This window comes from Enterococcus sp. DIV1420a (genome assembly GCF_051712165.1).
In the GTDB taxonomy this organism is placed as follows: Bacteria; Bacillota; Bacilli; order Lactobacillales; family Enterococcaceae; genus Enterococcus; species Enterococcus faecalis.
Map to the genome: position 1 here is coordinate 1,359,210 of NZ_JBIOOI010000001.1, position 18,854 is coordinate 1,378,063.

An 18,854-nucleotide genomic window follows, 5' to 3' on the forward strand; every position below is an offset into this window, starting at 1 on the left:
GTTAAGAAGAGAAGTTTTTTTTGGGGTGATATTTTGCCCCTTTGTATTTTTATGATTTTAAACCTTCAAAAAAGTTTACTACAAAAAGTTTCGTGAGGAAAAAAATTTCTTTTCATTGGGTGTTGTGCCTTAAGCGAAATGCGAAAGGAATGGTTATATAAATGAAAAAAATTATTATCGCTACACATCATTATTTGGCAAAAGGGTTTAAAGATACTTTAGAATATATTGTACCGAATACAGTTAAAGTGATTGACATTAATGCATATATTGATAACATTTCTATAGAATCACAAATTATAAAAAGTTTAAAAGGTTTTAGTAAAGATGAACAAATATTTGTTTTTACTGACTTATTAGGCGGATCAGTAAATCAAGAATTTGTTAAACAATTATCAGAAAGTAAAATTGAGTTAATCACTGGAGTGAATCTTCCATTAATCATTACTATTATTTTACAATTAGGAGAAAATAAGCTTTCAAAAGAGAGGATTCATGAAGCAATCGAAGAAGCAAGAAATCAACTTATATATGTTAATGACTATTTAAAAGCGCAGGAAATGGATGAGGATGATGAGTAATGGAGGAAAAATGGTGGAAGAGTAGCGTTGTTTATCAGGTTTACCCTCAAAGTTTCAAGGATTCGAATAATGATGGGATTGGTGATTTTCAAGGAATCATTGAAAAGCTACCCTACTTAAAAAAATTAGGCATCAATGTGATTTGGTTAAATCCAATCTTTGAATCACCATTAGTAGATAATGGCTACGATATTAGTGATTATACAAAAACCTTAACGCAATATGGAAATATTAAAGACTTTAAAGAATTATTAACAGAAGCACATATACTGGGGATTAAAATAATTCTTGATTTAGTCGTGAATCATACAAGCGACCAACATGAATGGTTTAAGCAATCCAAAATAAGCAAAGACAACCCCTACGCGGACTTTTATATTTGGAAAGAGCCTTTAAAAGATGGTTCCGCACCCACCAATTGGGGTTCCACATTCGGTGGTCCTGCTTGGGAATATGTAGAGAGCCGTAAGCAATACTATTTGCACTGTTTTGCGAAAGAACAGCCAGATTTGAATTGGGAGAACCCCGCGGTACGTCAACATATCTTTGATATGATGAAAGATTGGTTTGACTTGGGTGTAGATGGTTTTCGAATGGATGTTATAAGTTTAATCAGTAAGAGTCCCGATTATCCAGAAGATCCGAGCTTAGCGTACACCAAATCCTATTATGCGGGTGCGTCCAACGGTCCTCGTGTACATGAATTTTTGCACGAGATGTATCAAGAAGTATTAAGTAAATATGACGTTCTGACTGTTGGGGAAACGCCAAATACGAATAGTGAACAAGCCAAGCTTTATACTCATCCAGAAAGAGAAGAATTAAATATGGTTTTTCATTTTGATCATATGCATTTGGATTATGGAAAATACGGAAAATTTTCTGATATTCGTTTTAAAATGAGTGATTTGCGAGACACGTTAACAAAATGGCAATATCAATTAAAAAACGGATGGAATTCCCTCTATTTAAATAACCATGATCAACCTCGTATGGTAACCCGCTTTGGTGATGAAGAAAACTATCGTGTGGAATCGAGTAAGATGCTAGGAACATTGTTGCATATGATGAAGGGTACGCCTTATGTCTTTCAGGGGGAAGAAATTGGGATGAAAAATGTGCCGTTTCCTTCTTTAGAGGACTATAAAGATATTGAAACAAGATATTTTATTCAAGAAATGCGAGAAAATGGTGAAACTGAAGAATATATTAAAAAAGTTTCCTATTTGAAATCTCGTGACAATGCTCGGACACCAATGCCGTGGAATGGTGAAGAAAATGCTGGTTTCTCAGAAACAGTTCCTTGGATTACTTATTCTCCAGATAATAAGCAGATTAACGTTGAGAATGCTTTAAATGATAAAAATTCAGTCTTTTATCATTACAAAAAATTAATTTTATTACGTAAAAATTATGAAGTGATTATTGAAGGTGATTATCGTTTGATTAATGAAACAGATTCAGACATATATAGTTATGTCCGCGAATACAACAATGAAAAATTAATTGTCATTTGCTCATTTTCAAAATACAAAGTAAATTATGAAGTGCCTGATGAGTTTAACTTAGATAACTTCAAATTACTTTTATCAAACTACTATGATTCTTCGAGGGTATTGTCCAAAATTATTACTTTAAGACCTTACGAAGCATTGATCTATCATGGGTATTACTGATAAATTCTCTCTTTCTTTTCTTACTAAACACATGTATTTCCTATTTAATAAATAGAGTGGTTCCTAGGAGTAGTTTTTTAATAGTATTAGTCATATTAAATAGTTTTGGAACATATATGACTTCGCGAACCTACTCACCATGAAGGATTAAAGGCATAAATTGTAGTATACTAGTGGTGGAAAGTAAAAAACCGCAGTAATTTTGAAAAATAATGTTCGACCGATTGTTAAACTGACTTGTTTTGTTTCTAGAAAACCCTGAAATATTGCCAATGAGTAGGTATAGAAAATTTAATTTTCACGGAATAAGATAGTGGGACAATAGTCAGATGGGACCTGCAAAAGTTTAGTTAACAGTCGGATAGATTACTTCCTTTCTTCGCATCAAATTATTGAGGAGTTATCATAAATTTTGTATGGATTCTTTTGTTTGGATAGTAGTCTTCTAAATAATCTTGAATCAACACCTTCATCTCTATTTTACTTTTATACTTGTTGGGTTCGATTAATTATCGTTTGATTGATCGATGAAACGATTCGATTACCGCATTGTAAATAGGAGTTCCAGGTTGTCCCATTGAATGTGTGATGTGGTGGTCGGTCGACAGCTCTTGACAGCTAAGAGACCGATATTGGCTACCTCTATCGGAATGAATTACCGTAGGAAATTCTCATTTATAAATTTGTAATGAATTGATGACAATTTCTTTTTTCATGTTTGAATCCACCATATAGCAAAGTGGAATACGAGTTGCTAAGTCAATGTAGGTGGACAAATAAAGGCGAGCATCATTACAAGGAATGTAAGTAATATCTGTCACCCAAACAGCATCGATTTGGCTCTGTTCAAATTGTCGATTCAATAAATTTTCTTTTACTATGCTTTTCCTCTGCCATAAGAAGATTGTCGTCGATGAAATCCTTTTGCGCATAAATTCATTCTACGCATAAGGATTGCCATAACACGTTTATTGGTTTCGATTCCCTCATCATAAAGCTGTTGAGCGATTCTTGGGGTCCGTATCGACGATATTCTGAAACCCATCGGGAAATTGTTGGACGAGATATGTTGTACTCTTCAGATATTATTTTGGTAGCTACTTTCTTCTCAAGGATATCCCGTAAAATCTTTAGTTTAAATTCACGATCATATGTTTTTCTCAATAGAGTTCATTCCTTCCGGTAATGTAACTGATAGTCAAAAAAGTGTACCATAGCCCAGTGGTTACTTACACAGTTAATATTACACTCTCAAAAAAGACTCGTTATTCGCATTTTTTGTATAATACTTAACATAGTTGCTTAGATAGACTACTTTATTTGAATAAATAGAAATAATAATTATGTAATTTATTTTATTTACGTTTAGTTATAATAGTTTTAACTACATAGAAACCTCCTTATAGGGGAACTATTTTTAAGGATTTTGTTTCTCTTCTCTTTTCTCAAAATAGGAAAATAAGTCTTTTTAAAATAGGAAGTAGATTCTCTTCTCTATGTAGAATTTATTATTTGAAGGGAGTTAAGACAATTAAAGATGTAGTGACCCCCAAAAGTTTAACTTTTGGGGGTCACTACACAAAAATAATTTTATTTATCTTTTGGATCAAACTTTCCCCGGAGTTAATGCTTTTTTCGCCAATCCCGTTCGAAGTAACGGGAGCCAGAAATGGGTCGATTTTGTCACAATTTTTTGGTATGTTGATTGTGTTAGAAACATGTCTTTTACTGCTTTCATCGAACGATATCAGAAGTTTTACAGATGTAAAGGTTATGATTTTCAGCCAAATAAACCTGCACAAATTTATGAAGAGTCCAAAGAGTTGGTTGCTATCTTACCAAAAGATCGAATGACAAAAACGTTGATTATGCAGGCGATTGAGCAGCTTCGTTTACAAATGGCTCAATTGACCGAATACCATGTGATCATGGCAATGAAAGGTGTCCGTACTAGTAAGCGTGGATCTGCTCAGCTTCGCAAGACACTTTTCCAAGTAATGAATGTCTTAGTGAAAAGCTCAACTTAAGACGAGCCTGTTTATATGTTCATTTCAAGAAAAAGAGCTTAAGGAAAATCTTACTATGTCTATATGACTGCAGGTGCAAATAAATTTTTACGTATCTATTACGGACGAGTAAAAGAATATCTATTTTTTCTCCCAGAAATCGAATAATACTATCCAGGAAGAATCAATTTGAAACCAGCGATTTTCGGTGGTTATATTTGTTGTGCCTTCAAAAATAGATGAACCTTATAGTAATTTATGGTTGACTTTTTATTTGCAGGATTTATAGGGAGCCTATCATTTCTTGTTTGCTGTGCTGTTTTATCTAAAATTATATAAGGAAAAAGGGAGTTACCATTAGATTAAACTCGAGGCATACCCGTAGTACGATGCTAACGTTAGAAATACTCGAATTGTATGTTGGATTGCTAATAGATGCATAGTTAATTTGGAGAGGGATTTTTTTAAACTTTTTTAACAAGTAAAAGTCTTTTTTATATTTATATCTAATATTAGCTGAATATCATTATTTTTTTTTACAACAAAAGTTATTGCCAAGTGGAAATAAGTGTGATATTTTATTGTTAACCACAATTTATAATTTGGTTAACAAAAGAAAGAGATTGGATTCAAAAGTTAAATGAGTAAAGTGAAGAAGTTAAAAGAAAAGGTAAAAAAACAAAGACCAGCTTTCAAAAAAAGAAGTAGCGATATTATTGCAAAAAGCCACTAGCAGAAGTGACACAGGCAGCCAATGAAATTCGCCATTATTTTTGAGGCAACCTATTTGATTTATGTACGATTATTAATGCTAAAAGTGGTATGTGTAATGAAGATTGTAAATTTTGTGTGTAATCAGTGGAGTGCCAAGCAGTGGTACCTTAGTATCCACTTTTGCTAATGGAAAAAATTTATGGTTAGAGAAAATACAATGGGGAGCAAGGCGCTTTACGGTATTCAATTGCCACTTCTGTGAAACAATTAAATACTCGAGACGTTAATCAACTGTGTAATGTTGTTGAAAAAATGAATGTAGAATTACTAGTAAAAATTTGCGATTCATTGGGTTTATTAGAAGAAACACAATATCATCGGTTGTATCAAGCTGGCATGACACGGATGCACAATAATTTAGAAACGTCAGAAAATTACTTTCCAGAAATGTGCTCAACCCATACTTTTCACGATAAAGTAACAGCAATTAAGGCAGCACAAGCTTGTGGAATGACTGTTTGCAGTGGTGGACTTTTTGAAATGGACGAAAGTTGGCAAGACCAAATTGATCTGGCTTTTTCTTTATAGTCATTAGGTATTGAAAGTGTTCCTATAAATATATTAAATCCAATCTTAGAAACAGAATATGAAAATCGCGTGCCTTTAGGGATAGAAAAAGTTTACCAAATCGGAGCGTTATAACGCTTTATTCTACCGAATGTCTTTATTCGTTTAGCTGGTGGCCGAAAACTTTTAGCAGATAAAGGTCGTGCCTGTTTTCAAGCAGGAGCAAACGCTGCTATTTCGGGAGATATGTTGACTACAGATGACATTACGATTGCTACCGATATAAAGATGGGAATTAGGTTTTACCATTGCTTTAGCTGAAAATTAAAAAATGTGGAAAAGGAAGCATAAAAATGAAAACGAAAATAAAAGCATCAAAAGAATTAAGTACTGATACTATGGCAAAAATGGCGTTATTTTTAGCCTTAACAATAGTTTCAGGCATGGTAGCAATTCCAGTTCCAGCTTTAGGGATACCTGTAGTTTTACAAAATATGATCATCATGTTAGCGGGAGGCTTTTTAGGGAAAAAATACGGCGTGCTGACGACGGGGCTTTTTTTAAGTTTAGTTTTTATAGGGTTGCCATTATTATCTGGTGGTCGGGGAGGCGCTGCAATTTTTTTGAGTCCTAGTGGTGGATTTTTAGTAGGCTATTTGTTTTGTTCCGTAATTATTTGTTTGATTTTGGAAAAATTAGGTACACAAAGTTTTTGGAAAATCATGTTAGCATACTTGATTGGCGGTACTCTATTTATTGATTTTATGGGAAGTTTTTCTCTGGCATATTATAGCCATGTTTCATGGCTAACAGGTTTGAAAATGGCAGCTTTTTTTGTTCCGATTGATACGGTTAAAGCAATTATCGCGGCGATTATTCATCAACGATTACAAAAATTCACCTACCTTGGGGTAGAAAAATGATTCCTTTTGATAAAATACCTTCAGCAAAAATTGCGCTGTTAGATCATGATCAAGCAATTAGCTATGGAGAGTTACAGAAAATCAGTAAGAAGTATCAACAAAGAATTCAAAAATTATCTGAACCAGTGGTATTTCTTCCTATGAAGCCGCAGCTTGAAACGATTTATAAACTGATCGGTTGCATTTTAGCGAAAAAAATTTTTGTACCTTTGTCATCAGAAAACACATTAGAATACGCAAGAAAACTTTCTCGAGAATTTTCCACTTCGATATTATGGGGAAGAGAATTTGTTTATTTTCAATCAGATAGACCACCTCTAATTTTTCCTGAAGATACGCTTTTTATTGGGTTTACTTCGGGGACAACTGGTGAGAGAAAAGGATTTATTCGCAATCAAATTAGTTGGCTGGAAAGCTTTAAAATTTTTCATTCCATTCCAGTTTTTCAACCAAAAAAATACGTGACTTGTTTAACGCCCTTGCATTATTCCTTAGGCTTATATGTACTCTTACAAACTTTATGCTCCGGACAAACTTTTTTAGTCGGAGTGAAAAAGTTAACAGATCCTTTACTGACGTCAACAATTTTAAATAATCTCCAGCTTTTTTCAGTACCGACGGTGTTTCAACATGGGTTGGAAGAAGTAGAACAAGAAAAACATGGTAACTTTGATATCATCTTAGGTGGTGAAACTGTCACGTTGACTCAGAGAAAGAAAATTGTAGCGAAATGTCCGCAAGCTAGATTATTTGATTTTTATGGTGCGTCAGAAACGAGTTTTATTAGTTACAATTACCAACCTTTTCCGGATGAACATTGTGTAGGCAAAACTTTTCCTAAAGTGAAGGTTACTTTGCAAGATGAAGGTGATGGGGTGGGAGAAATAGTTGTTGAAAGTCCTATAAATTTTCAAGGATATTTGAAAAAAGGAAAAATTTATCCTCCACAAAATGCAATTGCAACTGGTGATTTAGGGAGCTATACTGGTGAGCTTTATTATTATGGTAGAAAAGATGAGCGAATCAATCGTAAAGGAGAAAAAATTTTTCCCTTGCAGATAGAAAAGCTATTACGAAAATTACCGCAAATTCAAGATACAGTAGTTTATGGTCGACCAGATGAAAAATTAGGCGAACGAGTAATCGCAGAGATAGTGTGGCAAGACCAGCCGCTTTCATTAGCGGAAGTAAATCAATTTATCGCAAAAACTGCGTATAGCAAAGGGAAAATTGATACCATCTTGACAGTCAATCTACTGGCTTATGGAGATAGTGGAAAAAAATTAAACAAATTATAGGAGCATAAAATGGAATCAGTCTACATTATTGATGCTACCCGCTTACCAATTGGTAAATACGGTGGCGTTTTAGCGAAAGTATCACCAGAAGAATTAGGTGGAAGTTTACTAAAAGAACTGTTGCAACGGAACAATCTGCATAACGTCGATGAAGTAATTATTGGTAATGTAGTCGGTGGTGGTGGGAATTTAGGGCGTAGAGTAACTTTAGCATCGGGGTTACCTGTTGAAGTTCCAGCATTCACCATTGATCGCCAATGCGCTTCAGGGTTAGAAAGTATTTTGTTGGCATCGGCAAAGATTAAAAGCGGCATGGCCGACTGTATTGCTTGTGGTGGTGTGGAAAGCACTAGTCGTGCTCCTTGGTTGATGGAACGTCCCAAGCGACTTTATGGCAGTAATCCACAAATTTTAGCTAGAGCACCCTTAAGTATTGAAAGCTATGGTGATCCAGCGATGGGGGAAGCTTGCGAAAAGTTAGCACAAAAATTAAAAATCAGTCGTGAAGAGCAAGATGAGTACGCTTACCAAAGTCAAAAAAAATATCAAGCAGCCCAAATAGCGAGTGTTTTTCAAAATGAGATAACTCCTTTTCGAACGGTTACCGAAGATGAAAGTCCACGTCCTAACACAAGTCGGGAAAAGTTAGCTGCTTTACCTCCGGTTTTTCAAAAAAATGGCACATTAACAGCAGGAAATTGTTGTCCCTTAAACGACGGTGCTGCTTTTTTACTGGTGGCCAATGCAAACTTTTGTCGAACTTATCAGATCAAACCTTTAGCAGAAATTATCGATGGTACATCTGTTGGTATATTACCAGCAGAATTTATTTTAGGTCCAGTCTATGCCACTGAAAAATTATTGCAAAAAAATCAGCTAAGTATTGCAGAAATCGATCGTATCGAAGTAAATGAAGCGTTTGCCGCTCAAACTATAGCCTGTGTGAGTGTAGGAAAGTGGCCAAAAGAGCGAATCAATTCTTCTGGTGGAGCGTTGGCCTTTGGTCATCCTTTTGGTGCAACAGGTGCTATATTAGTTCGTCGCTTATTAACAGAATTACAACAAAAACAGCAATTAGAAACAGGTTTAGTCACGATGTGTGTCGGTGGAGGTCAAGGCACCTCACTACTTCTACGAAAGGTTTAGTTATAATGAAAAAACAAATTCATATTTCTGCTTCTGAAGTCAGTCAGTATAAACAAATAACTGGGTATAAGGGTTCAAATTGGCCTCAAGCTTTCTTATTAACTTTATGGAGCTATTTTACTGTTCCTGAGTTAAGGGATAAAGAGCATTTATTAGTGGAACAACACATTGATTGCTTAAACGAAATACAGTTAGATGAAGAATATGATGTGTCATTAGTGAGAACTGAAACTATAGCAAAAGAAAAAATTGCTTTTTGGACTTATTCGTTACAAATTAGAAAGGAAGACATGTTATATGCTGAATGCAAAACCAAGATCTACGTTAAAATTGTTAGCAGTATTTAGTTTTTCGCAGGAGGATTTAAAAGCTTATCATGCCTTTTCGAGAGACGAAAATCCTATTCATCAAACAGGAGTAATTTTTGGTATTCAGCTTATGGCATGCATTGAAGAAATTTTGATAGAAAAATGGCAATTAAAAGAAACTCGAAACTTTTCATATTATTTTTTAGCTAAGATAATGGTTGAAACACAAATTGAGTTATTTGGAAAAGATAATCATATGTTTGAAGTATGGTGTTGTGGGAAAAAAGTTGGAGAAGGAGTAATTGGAAATGTCTAAAATGGTGGTAATCACGGGAGGTACTCGAGGAATTGGGCGAGCGTTGGTTGAAACTTATTTAAAAAATGGTTGCTCAGTAGCTACATTTTCCAGCAAAAGAGAGCACACTGATACTTTGCGGCAAGACCATCTTGGGGAAGAAAAGCTATATATAGAAACATTGGATATTAAAGAGGCTAAAGCCAGTGAGGTTTTCGTTGAAAAAGTTCTTGATAAATTTGGTAAGATCGACATTTATATTTTTAACAGCGGAATTTGTCAGGATAAAAGCTTTAGCAAAATGTCAGAAAAGCAATGGCAAGAGGTTCTGACGGTTAATTTAATTGCCACTTTTTCAATGACGCAGGCTATTTTTCAACAAATGCAAACCCAAACTGGAGTGAAAAAAATCTTTTTCATGACATCTTTAGCTGGTATTGATGGATCTTTCGGACAAGGGAATTATGCTGCCAGTAAAGCAGGATTGATTGGATTAAGTAAAACTTTAGCGTTAGAAGGGAAAAAAACTGGAATTGAAGTAAATGCTATTTCACCGGCTGCTTTGACTGATATGACGGCGCCGATTATTGAAAAAACCAGTAACTATTGCAAAAAAAAACGGCAACCGTTTCCTGCATCTTGGAAAATCGGTTCGGCTGCCGAAGTAGCTGAAAGTGTATATCAACTTGCCAACTTACCTCAAACAGGAACTGGTCAAATTTTTTCCGTAAACGGTTATAAGATTGAAGTTTATCAACCAGCAATTAAAGTCCCTTTTGAAATTGAGGGCCAAAGATGATTACTAAACTGTTTAATTTAAAATGTCCGATTATTCAAGGCGGAATGGCCCGCATTTCTAACTCCGAGCTTGTTGCCGCGGTTTCTCAAAGTGGCGCATTAGGGACACTGACTTCTTATGGGCGGACACCAGTAGAATTGCGGCAGGAAATTAAAAACGTAAAAGATAAAACCTGTAATGTTTTTGCCTGTAACTTAATGATGCAACAATCAAATGTTGAAGCGTTGGTGGAAGTTATTATTGAAGAAAACGTACCCATTGTTAGTGTTAGTGCTGGTTTCAAATCAGATATAATTCACCGGCTGCAAGAAAATCATATCAAAGTCATTGCGGTTGTTGGTAGCAAAAAACAAGCTGAAAAAGTTATCAGTGCTGGGGTAGATTGTCTGGTAGCAGAAGGAAGCGAAGCGGGAGGACATATTGGTGAGGTGCCGCTGGAAATCCTTTTATCTGAAATTTTACCGATAACAAATTTACCAGTTGTTGCAGCGGGAGGCATTGCGGACGGAGATAGTATAGAAAAACATTTGCAAAATGGCGCTGCTGGTATTCAAGTAGGTACGCTTTTTCTTATTAGTCAAGAATCTTCATTACCGCAAACTAGTAAAGTATTGCTAGCAAAGGAAGTCAGTGAAACAAAAGTGATTTTGACTGAACAACAGCTGAAATTACGAATAGCTACAACAAAAAAAACTTGTATTCCCTGCGGTAAAGGAATTAATAAAGTCACTAAAATTGCTAGTGTGTCTGAAATTTTAGCTGATTTGGGGCTAGTGAAATAATAAGGGAAGAAGTACATGGGTTACAAGATTCTATGTTTTATCACCAACAATTAAACATAAAATTACCATGATTAATTGCTCCAAAGCATCTCATGAACGAAGAAAAGGTTTGATGTGATATCTATGTCTTATGAGTATTCTAACAATTCCTGCATTTTACATGATAAATTGATTTTAGAACAAGAAATTGTTCAAAATAAAAGTCAGGATGTGTTAAATATGATGCAAATAAGGAAATGAAAACTGTTTTCGGTAGAGATGGATATACTTGTGCTGATAATATTGGAATCAGTGCGGCAATTGGTGGTTTTAAGGGGGAGCGGAGGTATTCTTACTGGATGTGCACATTGGGACAATAAGCAAGATTGAAGAACTCCAACTTTTAAAGACCCTCATTATTGGATCGGAAGAATCCGTGTTAACTATTGCAATAGTGTATTACCGAGTACAGTTGGTTATTACAACGAATTTTTCAAAATATCAGATAATTCTCAAATAATGAAATTGTTTGAGATCCTAAAAGATCCAGTCATAATTAGTGAATTATCAAGTGCAAATACCAATAGGGACTATGGTACACTTTTCTTGACTATCAGTTACATTACCGGAAGGAATGAACTCTATTGAGAAAAACATATGATCGTGAATTTAAACTAAAGATTTTACGGGATATCCTTGAGAAGAAAGTAGCTACCAAAATAATATCTGAAGAGTACAACATATCTCGTCTAACAATTTCCCGATGGGTTTCAGAATATCGTCGATACGGACTCCAAGAATCGCTCAACAGCTTTATGATGAGGGAATCGAAACCAATAAACGTGTTATGGCAATCCTTATGCGTAGAATGAATTTATGCGCAAAAGGATTTCATCGACGACAATCTTCTTATGGCAGAGGAAAAGCATAGTAAAAGAAAATTTATTGAATCGACAATTTGAACAGAGCCAAATCGATGCTGTTTGGGTGACAGATATTACTTACATTCCTTGTAATGATGCTCGCCTTTATTTGTTCACCTACATTGACTTAGCAACTCGTATTCCACTTTGCTATATGGTGGATTCAAACATGAAAAAAGAAATTGTCATCAATTCATTACAAATTTATAAATGAGAATTTCCTACGGTAATTCATTCCGATAGAGGTAGCCAATATCGGTCTCTTAGCTGTCAAGAGCTGTCGACCGACCACCACATCACACATTCAATGGGACAACCTGGAACTCCTATTTACAATGCGGTAATCGAATCGTTTCATCGATCAATCAAACGATAATTAATCGAACCCAACAAGTATAAAAGTAAAATAGAGATGAAGGTGTTGATCCAAGATTATTTAGAAGACTACTATCCAAACAAAAGAATCCATACAAAATTTATGATAACTCCTCAATAATTTGATGCGAAGAAAGGAAGTAATCTATCCGACCGTTAACTAAACTTTTGCAGGGTCCCGCTCACGAAATCCCAAAAAGTTGACACAATGCAGTAATGGTTAATTTTCCTTTCATTCTTTTGACTAATTCTACAAATATTTCTGGTTCCACATCCTTTCCAATTCTTTGTACTTTTTTAGCACTTTAATGTGCATTTTTAAGTATTTATTTTCATTTTAAGCTGCTTTTCATTGGATTGATTTTCTGGACCTTTTCTATAAGAATACTGTTTTACAACTGGTTGAACCAACCAATGATTCTCACCGTTACGGTACCAACGCAACCATGTTTCTACTTGTGTTTTGTTTTTAATCCCTAATTATTTCATAATCGTTTTTACAGGAATATTCTTTTTTTATCAGTATAGCTATTTCTTTGATGTGAATCGGATAAGATACGCGATTTACCATTGAAAAAGCAACTACTTGTTTAAATTCATTTTAACTTGAATTCAACAAGAGGTGCTTTTTTATTTTGTCTAAGCTTATTGGATCAGTTCCTTAATCTTTTGATGCTCCTTTTTTAAATAGACAAATTAAGAATGGAATACAACTTAAATAGGGGACTACATTTAATAAAACTAACCATTTATTTAAGTTAGTATCTTGTAGTCGTTTAAATGGGAAATAAAAAGAAATTAGCATAAGTGCAAACATCAACCAATTAAGGATTAAATGTAATATTGGCCCAGTTAAGAAAAAATCTTGCCAATAGTACTAAACTAGCGTTGCTTTATTGAATGCTAATCTAGAAACACCTTCTAAGATAATGCCAGCAAAAAATATACAAAAACTAACTTTCCAAAAATCTAATCTTTGTATTTTTTCTTATAATCGAATAGATTCTCCATAAATACACCCTCTTTGTTATTTATTGAAATTATCTAATTTTATTATAGTTTATAACTGAGTAACAGTGGGTAGAAGACCTAATACAGAGAAACTAAATCTAGAAAAAATAGGCGTGAAACTCGAAAAGAATGGTTTACTTCAGGTTAATAATAAATATCAATCCTCTGTAAGTAATGTTTATGCCATTGGAGATGTAGTAACTGGTTTAGTTTTAGCTCATAAAGCGAGTTATGATGCTAAAATTGCGGCTGGTGTCATTGCAGGAGAGAATATTATTAAAGATTATCGCTGTATCCCATCTATTTGTTTTACGGATCCAGAAGTCTCTATGGTTGGTTTATTTGAATAAAAAGCAAAAACTGAGAAACTTAATGTCAGTGTTAGCCAATTTCCATTACAGGCAAATGGACGCACTATAACGTTAAATCAAACAAGTGGTTTTGTTAGATTAGTTTATTTAAGTGATACAAAAGAATTAGTTGGAGCTCAGATTGTAGGAGTAAATGAAAGTGATTTAATTACTGAGTTAATAATGGCAATTGAAAACTATTTAACTCTTGAAGATATTTCATTAATTATTCATGGACTTCCAACACTCTCAGAAGCAGTTATGGATACTGCTGAAATCGGAATGGGATTACCAATTCATTTTTCATATAAAAAAGATGTTGGTAAAAATACCAACATCAGAAATTATAGAGTTTGATTAGTTACGTAGAAGATTTTTATAGTCTTAATTAAATTTTTGGTTAGATTAACTATCTAACTAAACAGGCATTTGAAAATCAGAAAAAAGAATGGTTTAATTATCTTTACTAAAATGTATCTAAGATATTGATTCAAATATAATGTCATAGAAGTCAAAAATTTTTGCAGTTATATATGCATATTAGTACAAAAGAAAAAGCGATTTTTAGTAGCTATTATTTATTGGCACTTAGTTCATTAATTTTTACTAGATGGATATTTTCCATAAAGCGATAGGTCTGGTCTTTATCGATAGTACCATTTGTTTCGAATAAAGAGTTGGAGATACCGCAAGCCATTGCATATTTGATCGAATTTTCAAATGAATAGTTATTACTTATAGCGAATGCCATTCCGCCAACGGTAGAATCACCGCATCCGGTAGTATTCACAATCGACACCTTTGGAATTTTTACATTATAGACTATTGAATTGTGTTTAACAATCGCACCATCTTCGCCTTGAGAGATCATGATTGTTTCAATATTATCAAAAATCGGTTTATGCAAGATAGCAATAATTTCTTCCGTTGTTTGGATTTTTTTTTCAACTAATTCTTCTAATTCATGGATATTAGGCTTGATAAAATTGGGACGAACGATCTGCTGGGTGAGTATGTTTTCTAATTGCTCACCGGAAATATCCATTAAAATTGGAAATTGCTCGCCTACAATCGATCGAATGAAGCTCAGCAGGTGGAGATGAAAATTAGGATCATCAGAATTTACGGATCCTGAGATACAAATTACATTAATCGTGTATTTATTTAAGAGATGAGCAACATGTTCAAAGAATAGCTGCTCATTTTTTTGATTAAGATAAAGTCCTTTCTCTACTAGTTCAGTATGAGTGTTGCCATTATGCATGATGGTAATTGCGTTTCGTGAGTTGCCATCAACCGTCAAAAATTCGAGCTGGTAACGATTTTCAGCAATCAAGGTATCCAAAATCATTTTTCCAACGGGACCACCTAGAACACCAGTCAATATGACATTCTCACCGGATTGCGCAATTACCCTGCCGGCGTTGACACCTTTGCCACCAATTGATGTGGGGGGATTTTCTACACGGTTTACTTGGTTCAAATTTAATGAAGGAATAAAATAAGTGTAATCCATTGAGGGATTTAGTGTAATGGTCAAAATCATTTTTTCTCCTCCTTAAGGATTTTTACAAAGGTACTATAGTATTCCTTTAAGCTATTTGATAATTTATAGTCAGTCACTAAATAGTCTATATCAGACAATGAATAGAAAGTATAAACATCTGAACGATTGAATTTAGAGCTGTCAGCAACAACACACTTCTTGCGAGAGTGAGCAAAGGCCACCCGTTGAATCGAGCCTTCGATTGAATTGGCAGTAGTGATGTTGTTATCAAAGACGCCATTGGTAGACGCAAAGGCAATATCAATATTCAAGTTGTCAAAGCTTTTTTCCGCAATTTCGCCATAAAACTCTTCAGTCGTTCGTGAGAATTCACCGCCAGCTAGTAACACACGATAATCCGTGTTATAAATCAAATAATTAAAAGCCAGCAGACTATTTGTGATGACAAATAAGTTTGCTTTTTTGATTTCTGGCAGGGCATGAAGCATTGTCGTTCCAGCGCCGATGTAGATCGTATCGTTATCTGAAATAATACTGTTCATCACTTTTCCGATAAACCTTTTCTCTGGAACGTTTGTATCAATTTTCTCTTGAGTGGAGAGTTCCTGCTCAACTTTTTCAAGCTTTTGCGCACCGCCGTAGATTTTTACTAATAAAGATTGTTCGGCAAGCTCATTGATGTCTCTGCGGATCGTCATATCCGAAACACCTAAATTTGAAGATATTTCTGGAATGGATAAGTAGTCATTTTTGTGTAACAAATCCAAAATTCTTTCTTGTCGCTCTTTTTTTAACATGAAATCACCTCGTATAAGTAAACTCTTACAATCGATCATAATTCATTCGACCGTGTCTATACATTAATTAATAACATTTAAAGTCGGAAAAAGCAAGGAAAAAATGTTCATCTATGTTAATGTTTGTTTAAGTCTTGTGATTTCATTTAATGAATCTTTTTTTTTGAAACAAAAAGAAAAGAAAGCGTTGACAAATAAATTTAAGCGTTGTATATTTACATTGTAAAACATAAGTTAACAAATATTAACAAAATATTTCAATAAATGTTGGAAAGGAGCAGGTCATCAATGAACTATAAAGAGATGTTTGATGAGCGACTGATCAATCTTGAAGTTGATGGGGAAAGTTATACAGAGGTTTTCGAGAAAATTGCTGCAGAATTGAAGGCTTTGGGCTTTGTCAATGAAGGGTATATGAAGGGAATCACTATGAGGGAACGACAATTTCCTACAGGACTGATTACGCAGCATCTAAATATTGCTTTGCCGCATTCCAATCCTGAATATATCGAAAGCCCCTTTGTTTACATTGCAAGGCTGAAAAATGAGGTAAAGGTTAAGCAGATGGGGGACAGTCAGGAAATGGGGGTAAGGAACTTATTTTTCCTTGGTATCAAGGATCCTAAAGGACAGGTCGGATTGCTTCAAGCGTTTATGGAATTATTTATGAAAGAAGAATTTGTTACAGCCTTTATGCAAGAAAAGGACAAAATAAAGATCTATCAATTATTTACTCAAAATATTTAATCAGAAGTTTAAACACAATAAATTATAGAAGCTGGAGGAATTTGAGATGAAAAGAAGATTGATTGTTGCATGTGGAAGTGGAGTAGCTACGAGTCAAACGATTGCTAGTAAGATCGCTAGTTTGTTAGAAGATGATGGAATTGATTTCCCGGTTGAAGCAGTGGATTATAAATCAATTCAAAATGAACTGCCATCCACTGGAATTTATGTTTATGTCGCACAACCAGATGATGAGGTGTTGGAGAAGGCTGATAAGCTTGGCGTAAAGGTTTTCCCTGGAATCCCATTTTTAACGGGGATGGGTGCTGATCAAATCTATGATGATATCAAGGCGTTGGTTGAATAACGAACAAAAAAATAAGTAGGGAAAGAAGTGAGAAGTGTGGAAATATTTCAGGACATTATTAATTATATCTTAGGGTTAGGTTCAGCAATTTTTGTTCCATTGATTATTTTGATTTTAGGACTTGTTGCCGGAATGAAATTCAAGAAGGCCTTTATGTCAGCGATTACTTTAGGGATCGCCTTTACCGGCATGTCTATGGTCATTGGCTTTATGTCCAATGCTGTCAGTCCAGCATCAGAAGCCTTAGCGAAAAATACTGGGATTAACCTGCCGGCGCTAGACTTAGGATGGACAGGTGCAGCCAGTATCACATGGTCTTGGTCGTATGCTTTTGTATTCTTTGTAGTAGTACTTGGTGTGAATTTTGTGATGTTGGTCTTAAATTGGACCAAAACGCTGAATGTCGACATGTGGAATATTTGGGGAAAAGCCTTAACCGCCTATCTTGTTTACTTTATTAGCGGTAGTTTGATAGCCGGTTTTGCTACGGCAATCGTTCAAGTCATTTTAGAATTGAAGATGGGGGATATGTTCCAGCGTCATATTGAGGATTTGACTGGTATTCCTTTTGTAACAGTTACGCATTTAATGAATATTTCGGCCGTATTGTTATTGCCAATCAATGTAATCATGGACAAGATTCCGTTCTTTAATAAGCGGGCAGATACCAAAGCATTGAAGAAAAAAATCGGGGTCTTCTCTGAAAATTCTGTGATGGGCTTCATTATCGGTCTGGGTCTTGGGCTGGCTGCAGCATATAGTGTGTCAGGTTCATTGAATTTAGCGATCCAAATTGCAACAGCGATGGCGTTATTCCCAATGATTTCAAAAATGTTTATGCAATCACTCTCTCCACTGGCAGATGCAATGTCGGAAATGATGAAAAAACGCTTTAAGGATCGTGAAGTTTATATCGGATTAGACTGGCCGGTTTTGGCTGGTCGTTCTGAAATTTGGGTTACGGCGATTCTGTTAGTTCCTGTGTTTATTGGTTACGCGATTATTTTACCAGGCAATGCGGTATTGCCGCTAGCTGGTATTATCAATTATTCGATCGCAGTAGGCGGTCTGCTGCTGACTGGCGGGAATCTTGTTAGAATGCTGATCATGGGTGTCATTTCAATGCCAATCTACCTGTATTCGGCAACGTACTTAACACCAATTTTAACAGGTTTAGCAGATAAAACAGGAGCGGTGGAAGGAATCAAAAAAGGTCAGCAGATTACATGGTCTTCAATCGAAGGACCGGAATTTAGAATTCTGTTTGCGGAAGCCTTTAAAGGAAATATTTTAGGAATCGTTAGTGCGGTTGTCTTTATTGGGATGTTCGTTTGGCTATACAAATATATGAACAAAGCAAAAGTTCCAAGCCAAAGATATGAAGAAACAGCAGATAAAAAAGTCAGGAATGCAAAAGTCGCAGGGGAATAGTGTGATTGAAGGGCAGGTAAAGTAAATGAGTAAGAGAAGCGAAAATAAAGAGAAAACTAAATGGCTGTTTGTTCTATTTCTTGCGATCATAAGCTTTATCCTAGCCTTTATGATGCAGCAAATAATCTTCAATTTTATTGCCATCGGCCTTGCCATCTGTGTTTATAAATATGGAAATCCTGTGCTTTTCAAGGAATACGACGAACGCCGAAGGAAAAAATACGAAGAGGCGATGCAGGTTAGGCAAGCGGCACAAAAGGCTATTACTAGTAAAAAAATTTTCAAAAAATAGA

General features: G+C 35.0%; 22 protein-coding genes and 3 pseudogenes. 20 read left to right on the top strand and 5 right to left on the bottom strand.

The genetic code is table 11. The features are described 5' to 3' along the window. The first annotated feature begins 161 nt into the window (after positions 1-161). Positions 162-581 carry a PTS sugar transporter subunit IIA gene (locus IGI80_RS06855; protein WP_438723051.1) on the top strand — a complete coding sequence of 140 codons (420 nt, stop codon included), beginning with the start codon at positions 162-164 and terminating at the stop codon, positions 579-581. After that, the gene (locus IGI80_RS06860; protein ID WP_438723052.1) at positions 581-2,257 is read left to right on the top strand and encodes a glycoside hydrolase family 13 protein; all 1,677 of its coding nucleotides are present in this window, start codon (positions 581-583) and stop codon (positions 2,255-2,257) included. The genes IGI80_RS06855 and IGI80_RS06860 overlap by 1 nt, the downstream gene beginning before the upstream one ends. A gap of 509 nt (positions 2,258-2,766) precedes the next feature. Here IGI80_RS06860 and IGI80_RS06865 read toward each other — a convergent pair. Continuing rightward, positions 2,767-3,189, bottom strand: a pseudogene (locus IGI80_RS06865) (transposase). 4 nt (positions 3,190-3,193) lie between these two features. After that, on the bottom strand, positions 3,194-3,421 hold the full coding sequence (locus IGI80_RS06870; protein WP_438723053.1) for a transposase: 228 nt from the start codon (positions 3,419-3,421) through the stop codon (positions 3,194-3,196). Positions 3,422-3,858: 437 nt separating this feature from the next. Here IGI80_RS06870 and IGI80_RS06875 point away from each other — a divergent pair, with 437 nt between their 5' ends. The 12 genes and pseudogenes from IGI80_RS06875 (at position 3,859) to IGI80_RS06930 (ending at position 12,373) form a co-directional block, all read left to right on the top strand. Beyond that, positions 3,859-4,284, top strand: a complete 426-nt coding sequence (locus IGI80_RS06875; RefSeq protein WP_438723055.1) for a hypothetical protein — start codon at positions 3,859-3,861, stop codon at positions 4,282-4,284. Positions 4,285-5,235: 951 nt separating this feature from the next. Then, on the top strand, positions 5,236-5,565 hold the full coding sequence (locus tag IGI80_RS06880) for a hypothetical protein (protein ID WP_438723057.1): 330 nt from the start codon (positions 5,236-5,238) through the stop codon (positions 5,563-5,565). Positions 5,566-5,685: 120 nt separating this feature from the next. After that, entirely contained in the window at positions 5,686-5,865 is a 180-nt protein-coding gene (locus tag IGI80_RS06885) for a hypothetical protein (RefSeq protein WP_438723426.1), read from the top strand. Positions 5,866-5,897: 32 nt separating this feature from the next. Beyond that, positions 5,898-6,467, top strand: coding sequence for a biotin transporter BioY (locus IGI80_RS06890; RefSeq protein WP_438723058.1), 570 nt, complete (start codon positions 5,898-5,900; stop codon positions 6,465-6,467). Then, positions 6,464-7,765 (top strand): AMP-binding protein, encoded by a 1,302-nt coding sequence (locus IGI80_RS06895; protein WP_438723060.1) that lies wholly within the window; start codon positions 6,464-6,466, stop codon positions 7,763-7,765. The genes IGI80_RS06890 and IGI80_RS06895 overlap by 4 nt, the downstream gene beginning before the upstream one ends. A gap of 9 nt (positions 7,766-7,774) precedes the next feature. Next, positions 7,775-8,911, top strand: coding sequence for a thiolase family protein (locus IGI80_RS06900; protein WP_438723062.1), 1,137 nt, complete (start codon positions 7,775-7,777; stop codon positions 8,909-8,911). 5 nt (positions 8,912-8,916) lie between these two features. Next, the gene (locus IGI80_RS06905) at positions 8,917-9,258 is read left to right on the top strand and encodes a hypothetical protein (RefSeq protein ID WP_438723063.1); all 342 of its coding nucleotides are present in this window, start codon (positions 8,917-8,919) and stop codon (positions 9,256-9,258) included. Then, a complete protein-coding gene (locus IGI80_RS06910; RefSeq protein WP_438723064.1) occupies positions 9,242-9,535 on the top strand; it encodes a hypothetical protein in 294 nt (97 codons plus the stop codon). The genes IGI80_RS06905 and IGI80_RS06910 overlap by 17 nt, the downstream gene beginning before the upstream one ends. Continuing rightward, positions 9,528-10,313, top strand: coding sequence for an SDR family NAD(P)-dependent oxidoreductase (locus tag IGI80_RS06915; protein ID WP_438723066.1), 786 nt, complete (start codon positions 9,528-9,530; stop codon positions 10,311-10,313). Before IGI80_RS06910 ends, IGI80_RS06915 begins: the two co-directional genes overlap by 8 nt. Continuing rightward, on the top strand, positions 10,310-11,095 hold the full coding sequence (locus tag IGI80_RS06920; protein WP_438723067.1) for an NAD(P)H-dependent flavin oxidoreductase: 786 nt from the start codon (positions 10,310-10,312) through the stop codon (positions 11,093-11,095). Before IGI80_RS06915 ends, IGI80_RS06920 begins: the two co-directional genes overlap by 4 nt. 623 nt (positions 11,096-11,718) lie before the next feature. Beyond that, the gene (locus IGI80_RS06925) at positions 11,719-11,946 is read left to right on the top strand and encodes a transposase (RefSeq protein WP_438723069.1); all 228 of its coding nucleotides are present in this window, start codon (positions 11,719-11,721) and stop codon (positions 11,944-11,946) included. A 115-nt stretch (positions 11,947-12,061) separates the two neighbouring features. Continuing rightward, a pseudogene (locus IGI80_RS06930) lies at positions 12,062-12,373 on the top strand (transposase). A 660-nt stretch (positions 12,374-13,033) separates the two neighbouring features. Here IGI80_RS06930 and IGI80_RS06935 read toward each other — a convergent pair. Beyond that, complete coding sequence (locus tag IGI80_RS06935) at positions 13,034-13,216, bottom strand: DUF805 domain-containing protein (protein ID WP_438723427.1); 183 nt, start codon at positions 13,214-13,216, stop codon at positions 13,034-13,036. A gap of 232 nt (positions 13,217-13,448) precedes the next feature. On the opposite strand from IGI80_RS06935, the gene IGI80_RS06940 reads away from it, so the two are divergent. Further along, positions 13,449-13,733 carry an FAD-dependent oxidoreductase gene (locus tag IGI80_RS06940; RefSeq protein ID WP_438723070.1) on the top strand — a complete coding sequence of 95 codons (285 nt, stop codon included), beginning with the start codon at positions 13,449-13,451 and terminating at the stop codon, positions 13,731-13,733. A gap of 15 nt (positions 13,734-13,748) precedes the next feature. Then, positions 13,749-14,090: pseudogene (locus IGI80_RS06945) on the top strand (hypothetical protein); the annotation flags it as partial. Between the two features lie 217 nt (positions 14,091-14,307). Here IGI80_RS06945 and IGI80_RS06950 read toward each other — a convergent pair. Together IGI80_RS06950 and IGI80_RS06955 are read right to left on the bottom strand one after the other, a co-directional pair. Then, positions 14,308-15,279, bottom strand: a complete 972-nt coding sequence (locus IGI80_RS06950) for a 1-phosphofructokinase family hexose kinase (RefSeq protein WP_438723072.1) — start codon at positions 15,277-15,279, stop codon at positions 14,308-14,310. Further along, positions 15,276-16,037, bottom strand: a complete 762-nt coding sequence (locus IGI80_RS06955) for a DeoR/GlpR family DNA-binding transcription regulator (protein ID WP_438723073.1) — start codon at positions 16,035-16,037, stop codon at positions 15,276-15,278. The genes IGI80_RS06950 and IGI80_RS06955 overlap by 4 nt, the downstream gene beginning before the upstream one ends. Positions 16,038-16,325: 288 nt before the next feature. On the opposite strand from IGI80_RS06955, the gene IGI80_RS06960 reads away from it, so the two are divergent. From IGI80_RS06960 to IGI80_RS06975, 4 genes are read left to right on the top strand one after another with little or no spacing between them, the layout of a single operon-like run. Further along, the gene (locus tag IGI80_RS06960) at positions 16,326-16,784 is read left to right on the top strand and encodes a PTS sugar transporter subunit IIA (protein ID WP_438723074.1); all 459 of its coding nucleotides are present in this window, start codon (positions 16,326-16,328) and stop codon (positions 16,782-16,784) included. A gap of 46 nt (positions 16,785-16,830) precedes the next feature. Next, positions 16,831-17,130 (top strand): PTS sugar transporter subunit IIB, encoded by a 300-nt coding sequence (locus IGI80_RS06965; protein ID WP_438723075.1) that lies wholly within the window; start codon positions 16,831-16,833, stop codon positions 17,128-17,130. Positions 17,131-17,166: 36 nt separating this feature from the next. After that, positions 17,167-18,561 (top strand): PTS galactitol transporter subunit IIC, encoded by a 1,395-nt coding sequence (locus IGI80_RS06970; protein WP_438723077.1) that lies wholly within the window; start codon positions 17,167-17,169, stop codon positions 18,559-18,561. A gap of 25 nt (positions 18,562-18,586) precedes the next feature. Continuing rightward, complete coding sequence (locus IGI80_RS06975; RefSeq protein WP_438723078.1) at positions 18,587-18,853, top strand: hypothetical protein; 267 nt, start codon at positions 18,587-18,589, stop codon at positions 18,851-18,853. Position 18,854: the final 1 nt, after the last annotated feature.

Coding starts and splice junctions, on each gene's coding strand:
- IGI80_RS06920 (WP_438723067.1), top strand. CDS start 10,310: ATGATTACTAAACTGTTTAATTTAAAATGTCCGATTATTCAAGGCGGA.
- IGI80_RS06890 (WP_438723058.1), top strand. CDS start 5,898: ATGAAAACGAAAATAAAAGCATCAAAAGAATTAAGTACTGATACTATG.
- IGI80_RS06905 (WP_438723063.1), top strand. CDS start 8,917: ATGAAAAAACAAATTCATATTTCTGCTTCTGAAGTCAGTCAGTATAAA.
- IGI80_RS06895 (WP_438723060.1), top strand. CDS start 6,464: ATGATTCCTTTTGATAAAATACCTTCAGCAAAAATTGCGCTGTTAGAT.
- IGI80_RS06975 (WP_438723078.1), top strand. CDS start 18,587: ATGAGTAAGAGAAGCGAAAATAAAGAGAAAACTAAATGGCTGTTTGTT.
- IGI80_RS06955 (WP_438723073.1), bottom strand. CDS start 16,037: ATGTTAAAAAAAGAGCGACAAGAAAGAATTTTGGATTTGTTACACAAA.
- IGI80_RS06860 (WP_438723052.1), top strand. CDS start 581: ATGGAGGAAAAATGGTGGAAGAGTAGCGTTGTTTATCAGGTTTACCCT.
- IGI80_RS06960 (WP_438723074.1), top strand. CDS start 16,326: ATGAACTATAAAGAGATGTTTGATGAGCGACTGATCAATCTTGAAGTT.
- IGI80_RS06950 (WP_438723072.1), bottom strand. CDS start 15,279: ATGATTTTGACCATTACACTAAATCCCTCAATGGATTACACTTATTTT.
- IGI80_RS06965 (WP_438723075.1), top strand. CDS start 16,831: ATGAAAAGAAGATTGATTGTTGCATGTGGAAGTGGAGTAGCTACGAGT.
- IGI80_RS06915 (WP_438723066.1), top strand. CDS start 9,528: ATGTCTAAAATGGTGGTAATCACGGGAGGTACTCGAGGAATTGGGCGA.
- IGI80_RS06900 (WP_438723062.1), top strand. CDS start 7,775: ATGGAATCAGTCTACATTATTGATGCTACCCGCTTACCAATTGGTAAA.
- IGI80_RS06855 (WP_438723051.1), top strand. CDS start 162: ATGAAAAAAATTATTATCGCTACACATCATTATTTGGCAAAAGGGTTT.